The organism is Vibrio sp. CB1-5 (assembly GCF_059412285.1).
Map to the genome: position 1 here is coordinate 189,902 of NZ_JBJHPB010000003.1, position 23,369 is coordinate 213,270.

24 protein-coding genes are annotated in these 23,369 nt (G+C 45.9%); 11 read left to right on the plus strand and 13 right to left on the minus strand.

From position 1 onward, the window contains the following. Positions 1–87: 87 nt before the first annotated feature. The 3 genes from ACJB0T_RS03535 to ACJB0T_RS03545 form a co-directional block, all read right to left on the minus strand. Positions 88–819: a hypothetical protein gene (locus ACJB0T_RS03535; protein ID WP_479292834.1), complete on the minus strand. Its 732-nt coding sequence runs from the start codon at positions 817–819 to the stop codon at positions 88–90. Then, entirely contained in the window at positions 812–1,657 is an 846-nt protein-coding gene (locus ACJB0T_RS03540) for a hypothetical protein (protein ID WP_479292832.1), read from the minus strand. Before ACJB0T_RS03540 ends, ACJB0T_RS03535 begins: the two co-directional genes overlap by 8 nt. 161 nt (positions 1,658–1,818) lie before the next feature. Further along, complete coding sequence (locus ACJB0T_RS03545) at positions 1,819–2,607, minus strand: AraC family transcriptional regulator (protein WP_479292830.1); 789 nt, start codon at positions 2,605–2,607, stop codon at positions 1,819–1,821. Positions 2,608–2,706: 99 nt separating this feature from the next. Here ACJB0T_RS03545 and ACJB0T_RS03550 point away from each other — a divergent pair, with 99 nt between their 5' ends. The 5 genes from ACJB0T_RS03550 (at position 2,707) to ACJB0T_RS03570 (ending at position 8,091) form a co-directional block, all read left to right on the plus strand. After that, positions 2,707–3,621, plus strand: a complete 915-nt coding sequence (locus tag ACJB0T_RS03550; RefSeq protein WP_479292828.1) for a DMT family transporter — start codon at positions 2,707–2,709, stop codon at positions 3,619–3,621. A gap of 98 nt (positions 3,622–3,719) precedes the next feature. Further along, positions 3,720–4,205 (plus strand): acyl-CoA thioesterase, encoded by a 486-nt coding sequence (locus tag ACJB0T_RS03555; protein ID WP_479292826.1) that lies wholly within the window; start codon positions 3,720–3,722, stop codon positions 4,203–4,205. Positions 4,206–4,412: 207 nt separating this feature from the next. Beyond that, a complete protein-coding gene (locus ACJB0T_RS03560; protein WP_479292823.1) occupies positions 4,413–6,224 on the plus strand; it encodes an alpha-amylase family protein in 1,812 nt (603 codons plus the stop codon). Between the two features lie 190 nt (positions 6,225–6,414). After that, positions 6,415–7,590, plus strand: a complete 1,176-nt coding sequence (gene malE / locus ACJB0T_RS03565) for a maltose/maltodextrin ABC transporter substrate-binding protein MalE (protein WP_479292821.1) — start codon at positions 6,415–6,417, stop codon at positions 7,588–7,590. A gap of 342 nt (positions 7,591–7,932) precedes the next feature. Beyond that, entirely contained in the window at positions 7,933–8,091 is a 159-nt protein-coding gene (locus ACJB0T_RS03570; protein WP_479292818.1) for a hypothetical protein, read from the plus strand. 81 nt (positions 8,092–8,172) lie between these two features. Here ACJB0T_RS03570 and ACJB0T_RS03575 read toward each other — a convergent pair whose 3' ends face one another. From ACJB0T_RS03575 to ACJB0T_RS03585, 3 genes are all read right to left on the minus strand, one after another. Further along, the gene (locus ACJB0T_RS03575; protein ID WP_479292817.1) at positions 8,173–8,829 is read right to left on the minus strand and encodes a DsbA family oxidoreductase; all 657 of its coding nucleotides are present in this window, start codon (positions 8,827–8,829) and stop codon (positions 8,173–8,175) included. Between the two features lie 48 nt (positions 8,830–8,877). Further along, complete coding sequence (locus tag ACJB0T_RS03580) at positions 8,878–9,201, minus strand: rhodanese-like domain-containing protein (RefSeq protein WP_479292815.1); 324 nt, start codon at positions 9,199–9,201, stop codon at positions 8,878–8,880. A 142-nt stretch (positions 9,202–9,343) separates the two neighbouring features. Then, a complete protein-coding gene (locus tag ACJB0T_RS03585; protein ID WP_479292813.1) occupies positions 9,344–10,972 on the minus strand; it encodes a glycoside hydrolase family 13 protein in 1,629 nt (542 codons plus the stop codon). Between the two features lie 134 nt (positions 10,973–11,106). Here ACJB0T_RS03585 and ACJB0T_RS03590 point away from each other — a divergent pair, with 134 nt between their 5' ends. Both ACJB0T_RS03590 and ACJB0T_RS03595 read left to right on the plus strand, forming a co-directional pair. Next, positions 11,107–11,997 carry a LysR family transcriptional regulator gene (locus ACJB0T_RS03590; RefSeq protein WP_479294525.1) on the plus strand — a complete coding sequence of 297 codons (891 nt, stop codon included), beginning with the start codon at positions 11,107–11,109 and terminating at the stop codon, positions 11,995–11,997. An 81-nt stretch (positions 11,998–12,078) separates the two neighbouring features. Further along, entirely contained in the window at positions 12,079–12,327 is a 249-nt protein-coding gene (locus ACJB0T_RS03595; RefSeq protein ID WP_479292812.1) for a hypothetical protein, read from the plus strand. Here ACJB0T_RS03595 and ACJB0T_RS03600 read toward each other — a convergent pair. The 4 genes from ACJB0T_RS03600 to malE (ACJB0T_RS03615) all read right to left on the minus strand — a co-directional run bounded on the left by ACJB0T_RS03600 (position 12,308) and on the right by malE (ACJB0T_RS03615) (position 17,378). After that, entirely contained in the window at positions 12,308–13,231 is a 924-nt protein-coding gene (locus ACJB0T_RS03600; RefSeq protein WP_479292810.1) for a cation efflux transmembrane domain-containing protein, read from the minus strand. The genes ACJB0T_RS03595 and ACJB0T_RS03600 overlap by 20 nt on opposite strands. Before the next feature lie 410 nt (positions 13,232–13,641). Continuing rightward, on the minus strand, positions 13,642–14,532 hold the full coding sequence (malG, locus tag ACJB0T_RS03605; RefSeq protein ID WP_042469972.1) for a maltose ABC transporter permease MalG: 891 nt from the start codon (positions 14,530–14,532) through the stop codon (positions 13,642–13,644). 11 nt (positions 14,533–14,543) lie between these two features. Next, entirely contained in the window at positions 14,544–16,115 is a 1,572-nt protein-coding gene (gene malF, locus ACJB0T_RS03610) for a maltose ABC transporter permease MalF (protein WP_479292807.1), read from the minus strand. 81 nt (positions 16,116–16,196) lie between these two features. Beyond that, positions 16,197–17,378, minus strand: a complete 1,182-nt coding sequence (gene malE, locus ACJB0T_RS03615; RefSeq protein WP_479292805.1) for a maltose/maltodextrin ABC transporter substrate-binding protein MalE — start codon at positions 17,376–17,378, stop codon at positions 16,197–16,199. A 769-nt stretch (positions 17,379–18,147) separates the two neighbouring features. Between malE (ACJB0T_RS03615) and malK the strand changes: the two genes are divergently transcribed. After that, on the plus strand, positions 18,148–19,257 hold the full coding sequence (gene malK, locus ACJB0T_RS03620; RefSeq protein WP_479292803.1) for a maltose/maltodextrin ABC transporter ATP-binding protein MalK: 1,110 nt from the start codon (positions 18,148–18,150) through the stop codon (positions 19,255–19,257). Positions 19,258–19,323: 66 nt separating this feature from the next. Here the strand turns inward: malK and ACJB0T_RS03625 are convergent, their stop codons facing one another. The 3 genes from ACJB0T_RS03625 to ACJB0T_RS03635 all read right to left on the minus strand — a co-directional run bounded on the left by ACJB0T_RS03625 (position 19,324) and on the right by ACJB0T_RS03635 (position 21,233). Continuing rightward, entirely contained in the window at positions 19,324–19,674 is a 351-nt protein-coding gene (locus ACJB0T_RS03625; RefSeq protein ID WP_479292801.1) for a hypothetical protein, read from the minus strand. Continuing rightward, entirely contained in the window at positions 19,674–20,489 is an 816-nt protein-coding gene (locus ACJB0T_RS03630) for a hypothetical protein (RefSeq protein WP_479292799.1), read from the minus strand. The genes ACJB0T_RS03625 and ACJB0T_RS03630 overlap by 1 nt, the downstream gene beginning before the upstream one ends. 81 nt (positions 20,490–20,570) lie before the next feature. Beyond that, on the minus strand, positions 20,571–21,233 hold the full coding sequence (locus ACJB0T_RS03635; protein ID WP_479292797.1) for a curlin subunit CsgB: 663 nt from the start codon (positions 21,231–21,233) through the stop codon (positions 20,571–20,573). Between the two features lie 353 nt (positions 21,234–21,586). On the opposite strand from ACJB0T_RS03635, the gene ACJB0T_RS03640 reads away from it, so the two are divergent. The 3 genes from ACJB0T_RS03640 to ACJB0T_RS03650 are packed head-to-tail and all read left to right on the plus strand — an operon-like array spanning position 21,587 to position 23,356. After that, positions 21,587–22,081, plus strand: a complete 495-nt coding sequence (locus ACJB0T_RS03640; RefSeq protein WP_479292795.1) for a curli production assembly/transport protein CsgE — start codon at positions 21,587–21,589, stop codon at positions 22,079–22,081. Between the two features lie 10 nt (positions 22,082–22,091). Further along, positions 22,092–22,502 carry a curli assembly protein CsgF gene (locus tag ACJB0T_RS03645; protein ID WP_479292793.1) on the plus strand — a complete coding sequence of 137 codons (411 nt, stop codon included), beginning with the start codon at positions 22,092–22,094 and terminating at the stop codon, positions 22,500–22,502. 17 nt (positions 22,503–22,519) lie between these two features. Continuing rightward, the gene (locus tag ACJB0T_RS03650; RefSeq protein ID WP_479292791.1) at positions 22,520–23,356 is read left to right on the plus strand and encodes a CsgG/HfaB family protein; all 837 of its coding nucleotides are present in this window, start codon (positions 22,520–22,522) and stop codon (positions 23,354–23,356) included. Positions 23,357–23,369 lie beyond the last annotated feature (13 nt).

Here is a 23,369-nt window from a genome sequence, read left to right on the forward strand (position 1 = left end):
CCACGCATACATTGTATAAATATTACGTAAAACAACCATCACGGAATATTCTCATTTAGTCTAAGTATTTATACGACATGGCACTCGCTATTTTTCAACCACTTGAAGAAGAGAACCTTTAAGCAGCCGATAACTGATCCAACCCAGTCCAACAATACACATCACGCGCAACCAATATATCCCAGCGTGTTTCAACACATCGACAAACGAAGCTGTCGCTTGAATGGAATAAGGGTGGTGTTCAGAATGCGCCGTTTCCAGCAACATGCTTTGCATTCTCACTGGTGATCGCGTGTAAAAAGGCACGCAGTCCGAATCCAAAGTCAGGCTGTAATTTGCATACGCTAGGCTTGGCTCAATCCAGTAACCAAGCACTCTTCTAGGGTTGATGTAAGCGAAAGCTTTCTGCTTCCCTTTGTCTTTGGAGACCACAAACGACGTCTCTGGGAAGTGTACCGTCAACAATGAGTGTCCAATAAACACCCCCTCTTTTTTGCTGCCTCTCCAGTAGTTAAGCTTAGAAAGTTGGCGCCCGAACATGCTACACACATACCATTGTTCGCCCGTGTCATAGATATAACCCACCGCACGAATACGCTCGTTTTCATGCGCAATATTAGCGTATTCACGCTTCACTTCATCTCCACAATGGGGATCGCTCGGCAGCATGTCGATAACATTAAGAATGTTCTTTATCTCCCTATCTACCCTTGCTGTTGCACCGATCGCGCTCGTCTCTAATTCATGTGTAATTCGGAAATAGGCACCGACTAGGCTCACCAATGCCGATAGCGACATCACCACCAACCACTTAATCATGACTCACCTCAAAGTCTTGCTCTGGGTTTTCTCTGCGTGTGCTACGACGATAAACGTCAAGCAGCAACAGGCTACCAAATGCCAATATTCCGCCTAGTGTAAGCCGCTCAATAAAGGTCAAAAGCTTATCCCAAAGCACAGTAATAGGTTGCGTCACACGAATCATAATTGGGTAACGTTCGGAATAAGTCGACATTTCAATACCATCACCATCGGCGATATCAATACCACGCGTCAACAATGCTTCGCCATCATTAAAAGACAGGACTACCTTAGCCTGAGGGAAAAATGGTTCAATCCACCAGCCAAGAATAATGCGTGGGTTAATGGCTCCGAGGACAATGGTATTATCTTTAATAATCGCTAAGGCATAGGAGGGATCGCGTCGATACTCAATCTGCTTAATTTTCGCAAACGCCACATCTCGGCTGTATCTAGCATCCCAAAATGTCGACGTAACCGCAGCTTTGTGCTGGCCAAAGTTACTACAAGCGATAAACGATTCCTCATTGCCACTCTGCACTGTCCCAACGGCTAGTCCACGTAAGCCTAAGCTTCGAAACACATGATGAGCCAGCACCTTTTGCGCTTCAGTGCTGCAATCCGTCGGTTGATAAACGGCTCTCAACTCTCTTTCGATCTTTGATAGTTGAAACTCAACTTTGCTAAGAATTTGGTCAGCACTGTCGCTCAGCTCCTGACGAAACGTGAGTACTTGATAAACACAGCCAATAAGCAGCGTATAGAGAAAGATGAAGATCAGATTTTGCCAAGTGCGCTTGGGGAACATGTAATAAAACGACTCACAACCATAGAACTGCCAAATGATAATCGCCAATTCAAAGCTATGTCTTTAATCTGACTCAACCTTTTGAGAGGACTGTCTCAGTGAGTGAGAATTTAGTAGCAAATAACTATAGCTGAGATCGCTTGTAGCAGGACAGCTAAAAATCTTGAAGTGTCAAATAACCCTATGACGCCAAGTCAACGGGAATTTCTCTACAACAACTTATTCTTATATTGCTCCGGCGTTTGCCCAGAATATTTCTTAAACATCGAGATAAAGGGACTTGCTTGGTTATAACCGAGCGTAAATGCGACTTCTTTTACTGAATGGCCACTTCTCAATAGATCCATTGAAAACAAGTACCGTACTCGCAAGCGCCACTCGGTAAAACTCATACCAAGTTCGCTTTGGCAGTAACGCGCAAGCGTACGCTCAGTCGTATGAACCTTTGATGCCCACTCTTTAAGGCTAATGTCGTTAGTTGGTTCTTCCTCAATGGCCGCCAGAATAGGTGCGAGATATTTGTTATTACTAGACGGTAGGAAGTGGTGCTGCTCTTGCTGATCGCTCAGTTGGTCTAAGAGCACTTGGATCAGGCGCTGATCTTTGTCAGATTCAGCCACGTTAACGTTACGGTGACGAAAATCCTCAATGATCGAGGAGACGATCGGTGTCACTTTGATTAAGCTGGTTTTATCTGGAAACCCGTCAGTAAACTCGTGAGCAATATTAAGAGAGCAGTATTCGAGCGGTTTTCGGTTGTAGCTGCAATGCATCACCCCCGCTGGAACCCAAATGGCGAGGTGTGGCGGAGCAAGAAAACGCGTGTCCTGCGCTTCCATTTCCAATATCCCACCGCTAATCAGCTGGACTTGTCCCCAAGGATGGCAGTGAACGCGGGTTTCCGTATTAGACAAAAACGCGTCAAAGTTCATGAAAACATTGGAGGGCATCTTGTCGATAGACAAAGAGGGGTGCAAATTTCTAGTGTGTTTTTTCAACTTGTCTTCCTATCGCGCGCAATGTCGTTTTAAAGATACATGCAATTATACCGACCTGTCACACTATGAATCAACTTACAAAACGCGATGAGGTTCACAGTGGTCTATCTTCTTCCCTTCTTTACTGTGTTGATATGGGGCGGCAACGCCCTTGTGAACAAGATGTCCGCCTCTGCCATTGAACCGAGCGCGATGAGCTTCTATCGCTGGGCACTTGCTATCTTGGTAATGACGCCTTTTTGCCTACCAAAAGTTAAGCGTTACTGGCCAGAGATCCGCAAAAACAGCGCCAAACTCGCGTTTCTTGCATTGCTGGGCATGGTGCTTAACCAATCGTTAGGCTACTACGCAGCGGCAACTACAACGGCCTCTAATATGGCGCTGATAACTTCACTAGTCCCCCTGCTCGCGGTGTTCATTTCCGTGCCGTTACTTGGCAAACGTATCTCTAAGCTAAGCATCGTTGGCGGCGTGATCTCGCTTGCTGGTCTTGCCTTTATGCTTGGGCAAGGTGACCTTAGCTTCTTTTTACACCAAGACATTTCCCAAGGTGATGGCCTGATGGTACTCGCAGCAATTGTGTATGCGACCTACTGTGTTCTACTAAAACGCTGGAAGATGCAGCTGTCTACCTGGATGCTGATTTACACACAAGGCGTATTTGCCGTGATCATGTTATTTCCACTATTACTGACTAGCGAGCAAATCTTGCCAAGCAGCTCTGCCCTGCCGCTTATCGCCTACGCGGGATTGCTAGGTTCCTTGGTTGCTCCACTGCTGTGGGTAAAAGCGATCGATTTGATTGGCGCAGATGGCAGTGCCATGTTCATGAACCTATTACCAGTTATCGCAGTCGCTCTCGCTGCGGTACTGCTTGGTGAGTCAATTACCCAGTTCCACCTTATTGGCGGGCTCATGGTCATTTCCGGCGTTATTTTGTCGCAAATTAAGACCAAAAAGCTTCAGCCAGCGCAAGAAGCGGTGGCACCTAAACTCACTATCGATAAACAGTAGCGAACGGCAAAAAACTCGCACACTCAAACTCATAGCGTGTTGTTAACAAGTTTGTCATAATCAAGTCACTTAGCAGCTCAGATAAAGGAATAAAAATAATGAGCAGTGGCAGAAGAGAGACCACCCTGCGTTTTCTAGCCGAGCCAGGCGATGTTAACTTTGGCGGCAAAGTGCATGGCGGCGCAGTAATGAAATGGATTGACTTAGCGGCGTACGCTTGCAGCGCGGCATGGAGTGGCAAGTACTGTATCACCGCTTACGCTGGTGGCATTCGCTTTGTTGAGCCAATCCACGTTGGCAACTTGGTAGAAGTGAGTGCCAAAGTGATCTATACCGGCAGAAGCTCAATGCACATTGCCATCGATGTGCAAGCCAGCGACCCTAAAGAGCTGAAAAATCGTCTCACAACACACTGTATCGTTATCATGGTGGCGGTGGATGAAAATGGCAAACCCACCGAGGTGCCCGAGTGGGTACCGCAAACAGAAGACGATATTCAACTTCGTGAATCGGCAATCAAGCTGATGAACATGCGCAAACAGATTGGCGAAGAGATGGAAGCGCACGTCAAATATCTCAAGTAATTTCCTCTCCTTACTTGTCAATCAAGCCCTAAAATTCATGCAGACTGAATTCTCGGTCTGCATTTGTTATCCAGATCTCATCTACGCCCTAAATCATCCTCCAAAAGAAGGAGTTTTCATCTTTTCCCTTCAACTACACTAGATTGACGTGATAGATTTTTTCTATATCCAAACAGAATTCCTACAACATCAGCTTGGTGAGATTTTATGCCCAACTCTTCCATTTCTAAACCTGAGCAAAAGATTCATCTGTACCAAATTTTCACCCGCCTATTTGGCAATACCAATTCAACCAACCAGCCTTGGGGCACCATAGAGCAAAATGGTGTCGGCAAGTTTAGCGATATCAACGAGGCCGCCCTAGCATCGATTCGAGACCTCGGTATGACCCATGTCTGGTATACCGGTGTGCCGCATCATGCGGTTATCCGTGATTACAGCGAGTATGGCATTCGCAATGATCACCCTGCCGTTGTTAAAGGACGCGCAGGGTCACCTTATGCGGTGAAAGACTATTACTCGGTGAACCCAGATTTAGCCAACGATCCCGCCGAAAGAAATCAAGAGTTTAAGCAGCTGATTGAACGCACGCATAAAGCGGGCTTAAAAGTGGTGATTGATATTGTGCCCAACCACGTGGCTCGCCAATACCAAGGGCTCAGCAACCCTGAAGGCGTCACCGATTTTGGTGCGGAAGACGATACCAGCCTCGAGTACTCGCGGGAAAACAACTTCTACTACATTCCAGACCAAGCGTTTGAACTGCCCGATGTACCTGAGCATCTCGCACCGCTTGGTGGCGAGGATCACCCATTACTCAAGCAGTCTTATCATGAGTACCCTGCTAAATGGACCGGCAATGGCGCGAGAAACGCCAAACCGAGCGCCGACGACTGGTATGAGACGGTTAAAGTCAATTACGGAGTAAGACCCGATGGCAGCAAAGACTTTCCTGAACTACCCGAATGTTATCGACATAAGGACTTTGCTGACCACGCCAAATTCTGGAATGACAAAGATGTACCAAGCTCATGGCGCAAGTTTCGTGACATTGCCATGTATTGGCTAGATCAAGGCGTCGACGGCTTTCGCTATGACATGGCAGAGATGGTACCGGTGGAGTTTTGGAGCTTTCTCAACTCATCGATCAAACTGAACAATCCCGATGCTTTCTTAGTGGCAGAAGTGTACCAACCACACCTTTATCGAGATTACATTCAGCTTGGCAAAATGGATGCACTCTACGACAAAGTTGATCTCTACGATACGCTCAAAGCGATTATTCAAGGCCGAGATAGCACAGAGTCCATTTCTCGTATCCAAACCGAGCACAGTGACATCGAACCTCACATGCTGCACTTTCTCGACAACCATGACGAGCAGCGGATCCCTTGCGCTGAGTTTGCAGGTAGCGCCGAAGCGGCCTTACCAGCCATGGTGATTTCAGCCACCATCAGTAACGCGCCCACAATGCTTTACTTTGGCCAAGAGCTCGGTGAAGCAGGTGAAGAACACGCTGGTTTTGGGCAGCCAACCCGTACCTCGATTTTCGATTATATCGGTGTTCCAAGCCATCAGCGCTGGATGAACAATGGCGCATTCGATGGCGGGCAATCCACCGAACAAGAACTGAATCTGCGACGTTTTTACCAACGCTTAATGCGCTTTGTGCAGCATAGCCCTGCGATGTCAGGCTCTCGACTGTCACTGGATATTCAGCGTGATGAACGCCATGGCGAGCTTCGCCACAAGCTTTATGGATATTGGCGTGAGAACAAAGGCAATGCTGCGTTAGTCATAGTTAACTTTGATGCGCATCAAGCCAGTGGTGAACCGATTTCCGTGTCCGTGGACGTGATCAATGCTTTAGGGTTAATCGATGGTACCTACTCACTAACATGTAGACTAAATCCAAAAGTCACCGCAGAGCTTAGTGTCTCGAATGGCTCAGGCCAAGTTGATATTGCCCTCAATCCACTGGCTTCACATATTTTTCAAATTGTAGCTACAGAGCGTTAGCCGCCCGACTTCATCGAAGCCTACTGTAATCAAGCCTCACCGTAAAAACTGAGGCTTGATTTTACTCATTAAGATCACACCTCGCGCAAGTGAAATAGCAAAAATCTATACCATTTAACAAAAAGGCTATTTTTACGACTCATTGCATCCGATTATTCTTATCCCAATGCAAATGGACAGGATAGTCACAATGAAAACACTAAAAACATCCTTAACCGCTTTGGCACTAGCAACGTTAACGGCAGCTCCAGCAATGGCAGTCACAGAAGGTGAACTGCTTATTTGGATCAACAGTGATAAGGGTTACGAAGGGCTTGCAGAAGTAGGCCGACAGTTTGAAGCCGATACTGGTATTAAAGTCAGCGTTCAGTTTCCAGAATCGTTAGAAGCACGCTTTCAACAGGTCGCTGCCACTGGCGATGGCCCAGACATCATTTTCTGGGCACATGACCGCTTCGGTGGCTACGCTGAATCTGGTCTGCTGCGAGAAGTGAAACCGAGCAAAGCATTCCAAGATAAACTGGTCGACTTTAGTTGGGATGCGGTGAACTACAAAGGCAAGCTCATTGGCTACCCTCTTGCGATTGAAGCCATTTCACTGATTTACAATAAAGACTTGCTGCCAGAAGCACCTAAATCGTGGGAAGAGCTACCCGCTATTCATACGAAGATGAAAGCACAAGGCAAAGAGACCATTATGTGGGATGTGAAAAACGCCTACTTCACTTGGCCAATTGTCTCTGCCGGTACTTATTCGTTCGCGAAAACGCCACAAGGTCACGATGCCAACGACACAGGGATCAACAATCAACGCGCTCAGGACAACCTAGCGTTCTTGCTGAACATGAAGCAAGAAGGCATTGTCAATCCGGGAATGGATTATGCCAATGCCGAGTCGTCCTTTGCCAAAGGCGAAGTGGCGATGACGATCAACGGTCCTTGGTCATGGGGTAACCTAGACAAAGCTGGCATCAACTACGGGGTTGCCACCTTCCCTACATTGGATGGAGAAAAATCGAACCCATTCGTTGGTATTTTGAGTGCCGGTATTAGCTCTGCAAGCCCAAATGAAGATTTGGCAGTAGAGTTTATCGAAAACTATTTGTTTACCGATGAAGCGCTCACCACTATCAACAACGACAAGCCGCTTGGTGCCGTGACTCTGAAATCTTTCCAGCAAACTCTAGAGTCCGATCAGCGAATTCGCTCAACCATGATTAACGCTGAAAACGGCGAAATCATGCCAGCGATACCAAAGATGATGACTTTTTGGATGTCTGAAGGCGCTGCCATCGAAAACACACTACTGGAACGCCAGACTGTTTCTGAGGCGCTTGCAACTGCGGAGAAGCAGTTAACGCGCTAACACTAACCACTCGCCATATGCAGCAGAAACTGCACTTGGCGAGTAAATCAATCGAAGTTTTGTTGTTTCTTGTAAGCTCGTGACCACCTCTTAAAACCGCAATGTAACGCTTTAAATCGCTCTACATCAGATCCTCTGCTTCATCACATTCTCACCCAAGATCTCAAACAGCTGATTGAATTTCTCTCTATCGCTATCTATACCCTTTAACTATGCTCGCAGTTCCTCTGTTGTTCGAGCACGTACGACGCCACACGATCACGCTTGTTGGAAGGTAATAAATCATGGGTGGTGACAAAGTGATGAAAACAAAAGAGATAAAGGCGAAACAAGGAGATAACGATGGACAGAATTTGCCCAATTTGCCAAACGCCAATGGTAGAGAGAAACAACATACATGTTTGCCCGAGAAATGAAATTGGCGACTGCGCCTACGACCCCTACTTTCATGAGTTTGAAGCAACACAAGAGCGCGAGATGGAGCAAGTTCGTCCTTATTAGAATCACAAGGCGATAATTGTCAAAAAGGCGACTTCTCAACATAAAGCCGCCTTTTTATTGAATCTTAAGGACACATTTAAGTTAACACCAACTTGCGCCTTCGCCCGTTTGCGGTTTTAGAAGCTCTTTCACATTCGCTTCTATAACTCGATAGCCGACGTTACCAAATAAAGTTTGTCGCCCGCCGTCAATAATATAGGTTGGACTGCCTTTGATCTGTTGAGCCTCACGAAGCAGTTGGTCGCTCCAGAGTGCCGCATAGGCAGAACCATCCATCAGGTACGGCTGAAGCGCTTCAAGGTTTATTCCATGAGAGGCAAGGACATCGGCAATAACTTCAACATTACTGATATCTCTCCCTTGTTCAAAAAAAGCCTGTCTTAACGACTTAGCGAGACACAACACTTCATCTTGGCTGCTACCAGCAAGCTCTGCCGCTTTTAAATGGAGATGTGCAGGCATGGAACTGGTTGGTCTAATGCTGTGCCATACAGCGGGGTTAAGCGTCAATTCAGGGAACTTAGCGGCCACCTCCTCGGTGTGCTTTGCGAATCCATAAAAACCGCCTTTGTCACTCCATCCTTTACCGATACGAGTTTGTGTGTCACCAAACAAGTTAATGAACTTAGGTGATAATTCAATTTGGCCATCAAAGTTAGCTAGCAAGGCATCATTTCGAGCCTCCGCTGCCCACGCCCACACACAAAGTACATCGCTGACATAGTCGATTTTTAACATGATGCATTCTCCCGCTTTGTTATAACTTCTTCTGAGAATTAAAAACGATTATCGTGAAATATAGTCGTTGGCCGCTGCGACCGTACCGACATTAACGATGTTTCGATAACCCATAGACTCAAGAACTTGAACCGCCTGAGACGCTCTCATACCAGATGCACAGTAAACAATAAGGTTGTCTTTAGGCTGGATGTCGCTGTTAGCAACCGCGAAAATGCTCTGTAATGGGAAATTCAAAGAACCTGGAATATGCCCCGAAGCAAACTCTTGTGACGAACGCACATCGATCAAATACTGCTTAGCCGCCGAGGATTCAGAACAACCAGCAGTACTATGGTGTGAGGTTATGTTTGTTTGAACAGTTGAATTCATTTAAACAGCTCCAGCTAATTAAGTTAATACTAATTTAACTAACACAACCAAAGCTGTCAAACATTATTTTAGAAAAAGCTAAAATAAAACTTCAAGTGTTGGCCTTTGGATCCCAGAACCAAGGACCTACAACCCAAAACTTTTACAGCTCAATCATATAAGCATCATAAGGCTCAAGCTCTACATCCCCAAAATCAAACGTCGTTCGCCCAGAGTTTGATAACAGCACCTCGGCTGAACTTTGCTTGAACTCACTCAAGTCGACGGTCAATGACTCGCCACTGAAATTAGCGACAACCATTAGGCGTGTCTCCCCTTCTGTTCTGAGATAGGCAAAGACTTTGTCGTGCTGTTCCAGTACAGGAGTAAAATCGCCGTGCACAATGGCACGATGGCGCTTGCGAATTGCAATTAATGACTGATAGTAACGATACACAGAATCACTACTTGCCAGGTCATCTTCAACGTTCACCTCGGTGTAGTTTGGGTTCACTTCAATCCAAGGTTTGCCTTGCGTGAAGCCGGCTTGCGATGCTGCTGACCATTGCATCGGTGTTCTGGCATTGTCACGACCATTCTCACCCAATGCGTGCATCATCTCTTCATGGCTCACGCCCGCCTCTGTTTTCACTTTATAGAAGTTCAGCGACTCAATGTCTTTGTATTGTTCCAAGCGGTCGAACTTCACATTCGTCATCGCGATCTCTTCGCCCTGATAAATGTACGGCGTGCCCTTAAGTCCGTGCAGTACTGTGGCCAACATTTTGGCTGACTTGGTGCGATACACACCATCGTCACCATACTTTGACACCGCGCGAGGCAGATCGTGATTATTCCAAAACAGTGAGTTCCAACCTTGATCAGCGAGCTCTAGCTGCCATTTGGTTAGCACTTTCTTAAACTCAGGTAAGTCGAGTGCGATCGGCTGCCATTTGTCACCGTCTTTCCAAGTAAGCGTAATGTGTTCGAACTGGAAAACCATAGACAGCTCATCACGTTCTGGCGCGCTATATAGCTTAGCGATTTCAGGCGTAGCCCCCCAAGTTTCACCAACCGTCAGAAGGTCCTTACCGCCAAAGGTCGCATGATTCATTTGCTTTAGAAGTGGGTGCAATCTTTCGCCATTGCCCGTGATGCCTTTATCGATCTCTTTACCAATCAGATCAATAACATCAAGCCTGAAGCCGCCAATACCCTTATCTATCCACCAGTTCATCATACGGTGGACTTCATCATGCACTTTTGGGTTTTCCCAGTTAAGATCAGGCTGTTTTTTTGAAAAAAGGTGCAGGTAATATTGCTGAGTCGGCTCATGCCACTGCCATGCACTGCCACCAAAGATCGAATCAAGATCGTTAGGCGCGCTACCATCCGGTTTCGCATCACGCCAAACGTAGTAGTCACGATATGGCGAATCTTTTGATTCACACGCTTGTTGAAACCAAGAGTGCTCATCTGAAGTATGGTTAACCACCAAGTCCATAACGATACGAATGCCGCGCTGTTTTGCTTCGCCGATCAGCGCTTCCATATCTTGCATAGTGCCAAACTCTGGTGCGATGGCTTGATAGTTCGAGATATCGTAGCCGTTGTCATCCATAGGAGACTGATACACGGGCGATAGCCAAATCACATCCACTCCTAGCTCTTGTAAATAATCCAGCTTAGAGCGAATACCATTTAAATCACCAATGCCATCACCATTCGAATCACAAAAGCTGCGCGGGTAAATCTGATACACCACCGCATCGTGCCACCATTTTTGTTCCATGAGTCTGTCCTAGCTTATCGTTAAATTACCCCCACTTTACGAAGTTATCGCTGTGATTAAAAATAGATTCTCCGTATAATCGTATAGATTTTTTATATATCAAACACCGACACACTAAAAGGCAATGTATGGCGCTGAACAAATCCATTAAGTACTTCTTGGCAGTAGCCAAACACGGCAACATTAAACGCGCTTCTGATGAGCTATTTATCAGTCAGCCCTCTCTCACCTCTGCAATCAAAAAGCTCGAGGCAGAGATGGGCGCTCCCTTATTTAATCGTCTATCAAAGGGTGTGGAACTGACGCCGTATGGCAATAAATTCCGTAAGTTTGCACAGGAGCAACAAGAACAGTACTTTGCCCTCAAGCACCAGTTTAACGACATGCAGCAGCGCCAGTTCGGTAAAGTAAAAATCGGTACCGGAGAAGTATGGTGGGAAGGTTTCGTACGCCAATCGGTGACTGATTACCAAGCATTAAACCCCGCCAGCTCATTTCATCTTGAGTTCGGAAATAACCTGTCTCTACTTCACCACCTTGTTCAAGGTGATATAGATTTATTCATAGGTCATGAAGTTTTAGACTTATCCGAGTCGTGTCGTGTAGTGTTCCAGCCTCTGTTTCAAGATTACGAAGCCATCTACGTGTCTAAGCACCACCCGCTTGCTACTGGGATAAGCGAGCCAAGTACCCTACATCGCTACCCTCTTCTACGGGTGACACCAAACCATCCAAGGCACCAATCTGTGCTTGCAAACGGTCTTCCTCATGACACTCATTTTGATGAGCGCATCACCTACGACGTGGATTCTGTCATGGCCAGTATGGATATGCTACATATGACGCAAGCGATAATGCCTTACAGCCACAAAGCCAGTGATTGGCTCGAGAAGCATGACATCGTCATCGCGTATCTCGATAAAGAAAAAGTCGGCAATATAGGGATTTACACCAAGCAAGGGGAAAGCAAATCGAGCGTGGAAGCCCTTGTTCAGCTTCTCACCAGTAATGTCAAATCCCGGTAAGGTCACCGAACTGTCATTTTTCTTTCATTAAACTTTGATGTAATCGTACAGCGTTAGAATAGTCTGAGAGAGGAGCTCGACTTGACCCTGAGCGATATTACCCTAAGTCAATCCACGTTAACTGATTTAAAAGCGGTGGAATATCAATGGATACGTACCATGTACGTTGAAGGATACCAGCGCGATGAAATCAATCATTACATTCAAATCTGCTTTGGCGGGGATGAAGTATTTGCAGACTTGTTCCAGCGTGTGGCAATGGAGCAAGAGAGTTTATACGTCTTGCTCCAATATCTCGGTTGTGCGCCGTCTAGCCGCGAGCTAGTTTAGACGCATCGGTTGATGTGGGTGAACGTTGCAAAATGACATCCACTTCCGTGAGTGTGTACGGCTTATCGACTTTGGTTCTTAGATCCTCCACAAACCGCTCGTAGCTCTTAAATGTCATGGATTCACGTTTCGGATCGACGTAAACAGAGACCCAAGTTTTACGACCAAGCTTAGCGATAAAGATATCCACGATCTCAATCTCATACTCTTGAGCCAGTCCTTTTAAACTGCGATAGATAGGCTTGGTATGCTCAATAGGTGGGGTCGCCATGGTCAGTTCTCGCATACCATTTTTGACCAGTTTTATCGGATCGCTGATAAACGCCAAGCTGAACAGTACCACCAGAATTTGGTCGATGTAACGGCCAACCCAGCCAAATGATGTCTCTTGGATAGCAATCACCAATACTAACGCCACGCCAATCGCACCGGAAATCACACCGTTGATGAACCAGGCGTTTTTCTCTGCCTTTAGAATGTCGGAATGAGACTGTTTGTGACCCACATGACAAACCCAGTACAAAAGGGCGCACAGAGCGACAGCTGGGAACACGTAGATGGCCATCAACCCTAAAGCAGGCTCCCTACCACCAGCTAAAATCACAGGGATATTACTACCTACGGCAAAGGCGATGAGAATAAGTATGGTAATGCCCTTAACCACCACGATCAGCGGCTCAAAAGCGAAAAAGCCTATCGGGTAATGACGAGAGCGACCCGTTTGTGTCAGTTTCGCTATCCGTAGCGAGGCGTACGACACCGCCGCCGACAAAAGGTTGAAGGACGCATCGAGTAAGATAGCGCTAGATTCAGAAATCAACGCCATTATGCCGCCCCAGAGCGACAATACCGTGGCACCCACGGCAGAAGAGATTAATGCTTTAGATTCAGTAATTTTTGTCATTTGGCCATCCTTTCCAAACGCGATTGTTGCGCTAATTGTCATCCTTATAACATAGGAATATGACCTTTCCTATGGCACCTAGCCCTATTTGTTCAAAGTTAGCACAAAGATATCAGCATCTTATGCTATTCCTACATGAGTTGATCAGTATATCAATTCGTTTTCCCAATAGCAGGCATAGTGATTCTAAACCAACTAGTGACAAAAAAGACTACGGGCAAGAAAAGAAGAAGCCCGAGCGAATGCTCGGGCGTCGGTTACAAGAACTGTTAGTCGTGATAGTAAGGAATCCTGATAACAGCCAGCTATACGTAACACCAGTGTTGCTTGTTCAACTTGTCGGCGGCCAAACCAAATAATGTTAAACAATACAAAGAAAATGGGTGACCTTGCGGTCACCCTTATCGTTTTTATCCTTTTACACCGCCGGCGGTCAAACCACCAACCAGCCAACGCTGTGCGAGTAGGAATACGACTGTGATAGGTAGTGCTGATAGTACCGCCGCTGCCGCGAAGTCACCCCATAGATAGTTCTGAGGGTACAAGTACTGCTGCATACCAACCGCTAGTGTGTACGAGTTTACATCAGAAAGTAGTAGTGATGCTACCGGTACTTCACCAACAACCATGATGAACGACAGAATAAACACAACCGCTAGGATTGGCACTGACAGTGGCAGAAGAACTAGGCGGAATGCTTGCCATGGCGTTGCACCGTCAAGTGCTGCTGCTTCTTCTAGAGAGCCATCAATCGTTTCGAAGTAGCCTTTGATTGTCCATACGTGAAGTGCAATACCACCCAAGTAAGAGAAAATCAGACCACCGTGCGTGTTCAAGCCTAGGAACGGAATGTACTGACCGAGTTTGTCGAACAAAGCGTAAATCGCTACCAATGCGAGTACCGCTGGGAACATCTGGAAAATCATCATCGCTTTCAGGATAGTTGACTTGCCTTTAAAGCGCATACGAGCAAATGCGTAAGCAGACGTTGTTGATAGACATACAATCAAGATTGATGAAATGCCCGCAACTTTGATTGAGTTCCACAACCAAGTGAGTACTGGGAACGGAGGCGGTGTTACCGAGCCGTCTGCGTTCGTAACCGAGAAGCCTAGTGCTAGTTTCCAGTGCTCTAGCGATGGGTTCTCTGGGATTAGGCTACCCGTTGCGAAGTTACCTTCACGGAATGAGATAGCGATAATCATCAGTAGTGGGAAAATAATCAGCGATAGGAAAGCCCACATAGCGATGTGTGTTGCCCAAACGCGGTATTTTAATGACTTACCTTGTACCATTGCCATTTTAGGCCTCCTTAGTCTTGAGCTACTTTCGTGACGCGTAGGTTAAGTAGTGCTAGTGCACCTACTAGTAGGAAGATCAGTGTTGCGATTGCACTCGCTAGACCGAAGTCTTGACCACCAGAACCTTCAAACGCGATACGGTACGTGTAGTTAACCAATAGGTCGGTGTAACCCGCTGGCTCAGAAGTACCAATCATGTTAGGACCACCATTCGTTAGAAGGGCAATCAGTACGAAGTTATTGAAGTTAAACGCGAAACTTGCAATTAGTAGCGGAGTTAGCGGCTTAATCATCAATGGCATTGTGATCTTAGTGAAGTTCGAAACAAAGTTTGAACCATCGATTGCTGACGCTTCATACAGGTCATCAGGAATCGCTTTAAGCATACCCATACATAGAATCATCATGTAAGGGAAACCTAGCCAAGTGTTCACAATAAGAATCATCAATTTAGCCATCATCGGATCTGAGAACCAGTTTGGACTAATGCCAAACAGACCTTCAAGGAGCATGTTCACTTCACCAAAGCTTTGGTTGAACAAGCCTTTAAAGATAAGAATCGAGATAAACGCTGGTACTGCATACGGAAGGATCAGCAGCACGCGATAAATAGCACGGCCACGTAGTGCTTCCCACTGAACCACACTTGCCAGTACAAGACCAATAAGAACCGTTAGCGCAACACTCACTGCTGAGAAAACAATCGTCCAGATAAAGATACTGATGAACGGCTCTTTAATACCATCGTCTTTCCATACACGTTCAAAGTTGTGTGTACCAATACCAACAATAAAACCTGGTGATACTGTGTTACCAACAAACTCGCCACTATCGTTAACTGGCTGGTAGAAACCCTCGTCCATATTAGGGCGCAGTAGTTCGCCAGTCTTGTTGTTACGCATGTCGTTTGTACCTTCCACCATAGTGTATAGCGGTTGTACAGAAGCAAATTTACGTAGACCACTCATACGGATGTCAGAGCCATCTGGCATATGAAGGTCAACCGTGTTGAGTTTCGCACGATTTTGAATAATCGCTTTGATCTTCTCTTTCTCACCAACTGGCACTTCTGCCGCGGAAAGGTCGTAATCTGCTGAAGGGCTAGTGATGTCAAAATCAGGCGTGGCAAGCAGCTGTTCACCGTCTTTCACGTAGATACGGTGACCGTTGTCTGTCTTGTAAAGCTCAAACGAGTAGCTCTCACCACTTTGGAAAGTACGCTGCACCAATACGCTTTGCGTCCTATCCAGAGAAAGCTGGTTTTTCGCGCTGTAGTTCGTGAAGGCCAAGCCAACCGTGTACGCCAAAGGGAAAAGAATGAAAAGGATCATACCCGCAATACCTGGATAGATATAACGGTGCGCGTACGTTTTCTTACTGCCGAAAATATAGAGTGCCAGAGCGGTAAGAATCACAGTAAGCAATGCGAATGCAAGCTCACCGCGGGAATACATTAGAATCGTCGCATAACCATTGATAAGTCCCACTGAGCCAAGAAGTCCCCACTTGATGAACACTTTTTTACTGCTTGGAACTGTATTAGTTTCTGCTGACATGGCATCTGTACCTTGAACTGACTGCATAAAAGGACCTGCTAGCGATAATACAAAAAAATAGAAAAGAAGGAGGGGTTACCCCCTCCTTAAAAGGGTTGTTCTAGAAAATTACTTCGTCATTTGCTTTTCAGCGTCAGCAACTGCAGCTTCTACTGATTGACGACCGTCTACCACGTTAATGATTGTATTCTTAGCAGAAGCCCAGAATGCACTCATTTGTGGAACGTTAGGCATGATTTCGCCGTTCATCGCGTTGTCCATTGTCGCTGCGATACGTGCATCAGAACCTAGCTCGTCTTGGAATGAAGTCAGAGCAACAGCACCTAGAGGTTTGTCGTTGTTCACTTCACGAAGACCATCGTTAGTTAGTAGGTAGTTCTCTAGGAACTCAACTGCTAGGTCACGGTTAGGTGACGCAGTGCTGATACCTGCTGTTAGTACGCCAACGAAAGGCTTAGAAGCTTGGCCGTTGAACTTAGGTAGAGTAGCCACACCGTAGTTGATGCCAGACTTCTCGATGTTCGCCCAAGACCACGGACCGTTGATAGTCATTGCCGTCTTACCTTGGTTGAACGCAGACTCAGATACTGAGTAATCCATATCTGCTGAGATAACGCCTTTGTCTACTAGACCTTTAACGAAATTAAGTGCGTCTTTAACACCATCTTGAGCGATACCTGCGTCTTTAACGTCGTAGCTACCACCGTTGTATTTGAATGCGTAACCGCCATCAGCAGCCATAAGTGGCCATGTGAAGTACGGTTCTTTTAGGTTCCACATGATTGCTGTCTTGCCATCTTTAGCAAGTTTTGCGTTCAATGCTTCTACTTCTTCCCAAGTCTTAGGTGGGTTTGGAACCAAGTCTTTGTTATAGATTAGAGATAGTGACTCAACTGCTACTGGGTAACCGATGATTTTGCCATCGTACTTAACTGCGTCCCATGCAAAGTCAACAATGCCTTCTTTAGTTTCTTTAGAAGGTTTGATTTCAGCCAGCAAACCTGCTTGAGCGTACTCACCGAAACGGTCGTGTGCCCAGAATACGATATCAGGACCGTCACCAGTCGCTGCAACTTGAGGGAAGCGCGCTTCTAGACCATCAGGGTGAGCAACTGTCACTTTAATACCTGTGTCTTCTTCGAACTTTTTACCTACTTCTGCAAGACCGTTGTAACCTTTATCACCATTGATCCAAATAGTGAGTTGTCCTTCTTCGATAGCAGCATTTGCACCAAAAGAACCTAGAGCGACTAGCGTACCTAGTGCTACAGTGCTTAGGGCTTTTTTCATGTTTATATCCTTTTTATAGTTTTGATCGTAGGTTCATCCAGAGGATTTCCCAAGTTTCGATGAGTATCATCTTAAAAATACAGCAAGCTCTCATCATCCTACTCTCTACGCCCTCGCGACAAGCGTTGATTTCCGTGACCTCAATCGCCCAAGACTATAGATCAACATCACAAAACAATCTCCTCTTGTGACAGAATTCACTATTATCAGGCACAAATTTTTGACCGAGATCTCACACAACCATTCTCCCCCCCCACCTTCCTCCTCCTTCTCTACTACCCCCATAATTATTTTTGTCAGGAGGATGTACGAGAGACCTCAATCAAGGAAACTGCAGTCATCCAAGAGTGGATGGTAAGAACCCTTTACCAGTAAGAGCAAATGCTCTGACAGTTTCTTTAAGGAATGAACTTCTACAGGGAACGTATGCTGGGTTTTCATCGCCGGACTCGCCAAGTAGTCACAAACTGAAGCACTAGTGGTAAATGTATTTTACGGGGGAGGTTTTCAGTTTGTGTCGGGGGATACTAGCGAAGTCTTGGCTTTGAGGGTGGCGCCAAATCGTACAGCGCCACCCTTTTTTCTTTCCATCTGGGACTATCTGCACATACTAAGGAACATCAAAACCTAGAATCATCACGCAACAGTTTCCCAGAACTCCAAACCACGTTGTTGGAGTCACACACTGACCAATTTCCTACTATTATTACCTGTCGAATTATCTCTATAATGACCGACGGAAAGAAAAAATGAATCGAGGACGAGCTACATGGCGAGTGTCACGTTAAAAAATGTTAGTAAAGCGTACGGCGACGTACTGATCTCCAAGAATGTCGACCTAGAAATCAACGAAGGCGAGTTTGTTGTCTTTGTTGGTCCATCAGGTTGTGGTAAATCAACTCTACTACGTTGTATCGCAGGTTTAGAAGACATCACGTCCGGTGATTTATATATTGGTGAAGAGCGCATGAACGATGTTGAACCATCGAAGCGTGGCGTGGGTATGGTATTCCAGTCTTACGCACTTTATCCTCACCTTAACCTTTATGACAACATGTCATTTGGTCTTAAGCTTGCTAAAGCAGACAAAAAAGAAATCGACCGCCGCGTTGAGCACGCAGCAGAGATTCTACAGCTCGGTCACCTACTGGAGCGTCAACCTAAAGCACTTTCAGGTGGTCAGCGTCAGCGTGTGGCTATCGGCCGTACATTGGTTTCACAGCCAAACGTATTCCTACTCGACGAACCGCTATCTAACCTAGATGCCGCGCTTCGTGTAAACATGCGCTCGCAAATCACTAAGCTTCAACGCCAACTAGGCTGCACTATGATCTACGTAACGCACGATCAGGTTGAAGCGATGACCATGGCTGACAAGATTGTTGTTCTAGACGCAGGCTATGTTGCACAGGTTGGTAAGCCTCTTGAGCTATACCACTACCCAGACAACCGCTTCGTTGCAGGCTTTATTGGTTCACCTAAGATGAACTTCATGAGCGTGTTCATTGAAGAAGTAGAAGCAGAGCGCGTGAAAGTTCAGCTTTCTGATGGTGATTCATTCTGGATCCCAGTTGATGGCACAACCGTGAACAAAGGCGATCGTATGTCTATGGGCGTACGTCCAGAGCACTTAGTATCTGCTGAAGAAGGCGATGCGAAAGTGGGTGGCGAAGTCATGATCGTTGAGAAGTTAGGTAACGAAACTCAAGTCTATCTAAACCTAGAGAGTGCAGACGCTGACGTTATCTACCGTCAGCCGGACACGCTTGCAGTTGAAGTTGGCGACAAGTTTGAGATCGGTATTCCAGCTCACCGTTGTCACCTGTTCCACAGCGATGGTAAAGCATGCCGTCGCCTATACAAAGAAGCGGGCGTATAAGCCTCTCTAATACTTTTAAGCACCTTTGCTTGCTGAAAGCCCCTAAACTCTCTGAGTTTAGGGGCTTTATTTATCTTCAGACTGAGAAGGCTCTATTTGACACTTATCGTTTACATGCACTTGCGTACCTTGGTTCAAATCCCTTACCTCGATGGGAAACTGTGATTCAGATAACTGAACAGACACAATGCCCCCTCTGCTTTGATAGCGAATCCTATTCTTCATGCTTGTTGTTACATCAACGACACCTTCCGTTGAGACAATAAGTGTTATTAAGGTGTAATCATTGCTGTTCTGCTGATAACACTCAATCGCTGGGAAGATAACAGAACGCGGGGCTGAGTTAGTTTTATACCCTGCAAAAACCAACAAAAAGGCGATGCTAAGCAGCACCGCCAGTTTCGCACTAATAAGCATCAGTTTTGGTGAATAAACACTGAGTTAGCATTTGAGTTGGTTACAAAAACTCCTGCATAATCACCCGTAGATTGAACCACATGGATACCACTCTTGCCATAGCCCCATTCGTTAGAGCCGCGGTTATTACTTGAGTTTTCAATGGAGATATCCGCTTGCGATTTGCCATGTCCATCCATATGTTTGACGTACACTTTATTGCGGTCACTATCACCAAAGATACCAACGTTAGCATTGTGTTTTTTGCCGAGTTGTTTCACATCAACATCGTTACCTGTTGCCATTGAGCTATTACCATCAACGACGACTGCTGCACGGTTGTCAAAGTCTTGAGAAATCTTCACATCAGTGTTTCCAGCGTCATCCAATGCAACCCAAGCCCTATTTTCGCCATCACCCGCACTTAGGCCTGCAACACTAGCGCTTTGATTTATGTCAACTGTGTTTCTAAACGACGCATCCGAGCCATCCTCTTTACCGATTTGGACTATAGCATCGTTCTCTACAATATGTTGTCTGATTCGTACATCGTTATCCCAACCAGTAGATTCGATATCCACGAACGCACGGTTATGCTCCTCACCACCAAGTTCACCTTGAATAATAACAACATCGTTACCTCCACCACCTTGCATATGAACTTCCGCATCGTTATCTAGCGTCTGGATTAAACCTGAAGCATCAAGCGCTCCTCGGATGTTAGTACCAGAAACATTGGTGCCTCCTCCTTTTACTTCGTCTAAATCATATATAGGAGACGCGATGACGCCTCCTGAAGCTAAGATGCTTACTGTTAATAACGCTAACTTTTTCATAACTAGATTTCCTTTTTTACATTCCATGTCGTTCCCTTCCTTCCTAAGAAGGATATCTTTATATAAATCGAGCTCGGGTTCTTAATTCGCTTGATTTATATAAACCCTCATCAATGCCGAAGCATTAATAATGGCGGCGTCACCACCATCTTGAGAAATACCTAAATTTGCAGCCCCAGCACCAGCGACAACGGCGATATTGTTATCGTTTTGCTGAGAAATACTCAGTTGACTACTTGCTAACCCGTAATTAGCCTGCCCGATTAACGCGAGATTGTTATCGCCATTTTGCTCAATCAACGCTTCCGCGTTTCTGCCCAGCTGGCCGATAAATGCAGCGTTCGAACTTCCTGTTTGAGTTATGTAAGCGGTATGGCTACGTCCTGACTGTGTGACAAGCGCGGTATTGTTGGCTCCGTCACGCTGTATCACTTTAGCCTTATTGCCTGCCTTCGAGACACCCCCTCCTTCTTGAACAATTATCGCAACCGAATCAACGACATTTACTGAGTGAACTTCTGAGTAGTTATCTAAATCAGAGCTCGCACCAGTCACAAACGCATCATAATCCGTGACCACATTTTCACTCACACCATCAAGAAACGTCCCAGGTGGTGCGCTAAGACCACCGTTTGGCGCATACCAAAATGTCGCTGCTTGTACAGAGCTTCCAGCGGCAACAACCACTGAACACAACATGGTCGCAAGCCCTCTAGATTTGAACATTTCGTTATTTAAACCCATGCCTGTTTACCGCTCTTCCGTGATTATTAAGTGTCTAAAAGAAGGTTTGTTATATGTTTCTGTGCTTTTCTGACGCACCAAATTTTCAAAAGCCATTCTTTCATTGCCTGACCATTACTATTTTAAAATTGCACCATGACTTTGGCTCTAAACTAAAAACGAGTTACAGAAATAATTCATTAGTAAGTTGTCTTATTTGAGGGGTATTTCTCACGTCCGAAGTATGAAAAAAATCACTTAACTTCTAGGTCATAAGTTTATGTTGAAACCACGAGGTTTGAATTAGTCTTTACTGTAGATTTTCACGAATCTATTTCTCATTTTTTAAAAAGGATTTTGGAATGGGAGCCTTTATGACTTTAAAACTGCTTACATTACTGCTTGCGTTCGTGGCACTGCCAAGTATGGCCAATAACAGCAAGCTTGAAAACGGGGCTCCTCTCGAAAACGGAACCAAACTCGAAAATGGGAATAAGCTCGAGGAACAGGGAGACAAGCTGAAGCCGCCATTTAATAACTTCAATGAAGTGAGTGGCGTCATCGTGGATAGGACGATTACCCGCTTGGGAGAGGATTTTTATTTTTTCTTCACCCAACAGTTGAACGACCAATATCCAGAACTTCAAGAAAATCTCACTGTGAACGAAATACCAACAGCGCTCTCAGGTAGTATCATCGAAGTTTTTCATTCAAGACAAGTGATCTATCGAACGGCGCTTTCCCCGGGTCGACGCCAAGCTAAAGACAGAGCTCAAGATGCTATTCGTGTCGTAGGCAACTACATCATTCGATGGCAAGCAGAGCGTCTCTACATGGATACGTTTGACCTAGAACATGATGAATTTTAAGGCGGCAAGGATGGCAAATTTATCAAGCAGACTCGCTCTTATAGCTTTAGTAGTCGTGCCAATGGCACACAGCTCTGAGCTCGTGTATACCCCGGTTAATCCCAGCTTTGGTGGCAACCCCCTCAACAGCACGATATTGATCAACCATGCAAATGCGATCAACGACTACTCTGACCCAAACGCGTCCACCTTTGATTTTGAGGAAGAGTCAGCGTTAGATAGATTGGCCTCCAGCCTTGAATCGCGCTTGATAAGCCAACTGCTCGCCGACATCGGTAACGGCAACACAGGCCAACTTGAAACCGACGACTTCTTCCTTAATGTGGTTGACGACTCAGGTAATTTGTTGGTGCAAATAGTCGACAAAGATACCGGCGAATCAACAGAAATCAGTGTTTCCGGACTCAATCCCGACCTCTAATTTACAAGGAACGTATTATGAAAGGTCTCATTTCTATTGGCTTAGCGCTGCTGCTGAGCGGATGCGCGCACTCATTGGATATTCCTGATACCGACGCATCACCGAAATTAATGCCGCGTGGCGCAACTTACACCGACCTAGTGTCACTACCTAGACCAGCAGGAAAAATTCTGGTTTCTGTGTATGACTTTAGGGATCAGACAGGGCAGTACAAACCGCAGCCAAACAGTAACTTCTCAACTGCGGTTCCACAAGGCGGTACATCACTACTAACGACGTCTTTACTCGATTCTCAATGGTTTATTCCACTAGAGCGTGAAGGGCTGCAAAACCTTTTGACGGAACGCAAAATTATTCGTGCCGCTCAAAAGAAAGACAAAGTCATCTCTAATCACGGGGCAGACCTCTCTTCACTTAACTCTGCCAATGTCGTTATTGAAGGCGGTATTGTCGCTTACGATTCCAATATTCGCACCGGTGGTCTCGGCGCAAAATATCTCGGGATTGGCGCATCAGGGCAATATCGGACCGATCAAGTCACCGTTAACCTAAGAGCGGTAGACGTTCGCAGTGGTCAGGTGCTGCTCAGTATTACCACGTCGAAGACCATCTCTTCACATGAAATGGGGTTAGGTGCGTTCCGCTTTATTGATTACAAAGAATTACTGGAAGTGGAAATGGGATACAGCAACAACGAGCCAGTCAACATTGCAGTTATGTCGGCCATTGATGCCGCAGTGATTCACCTTATTGTCAAAGGCATGGAGCGTGGTATGTGGTCTGCAAGCGACCCACAAGCAATGTCTAACCCAATCATCGCAAGATACTCTCAAGCTGAAACGGAAATTCTTTAGCAACCGAGTAAGC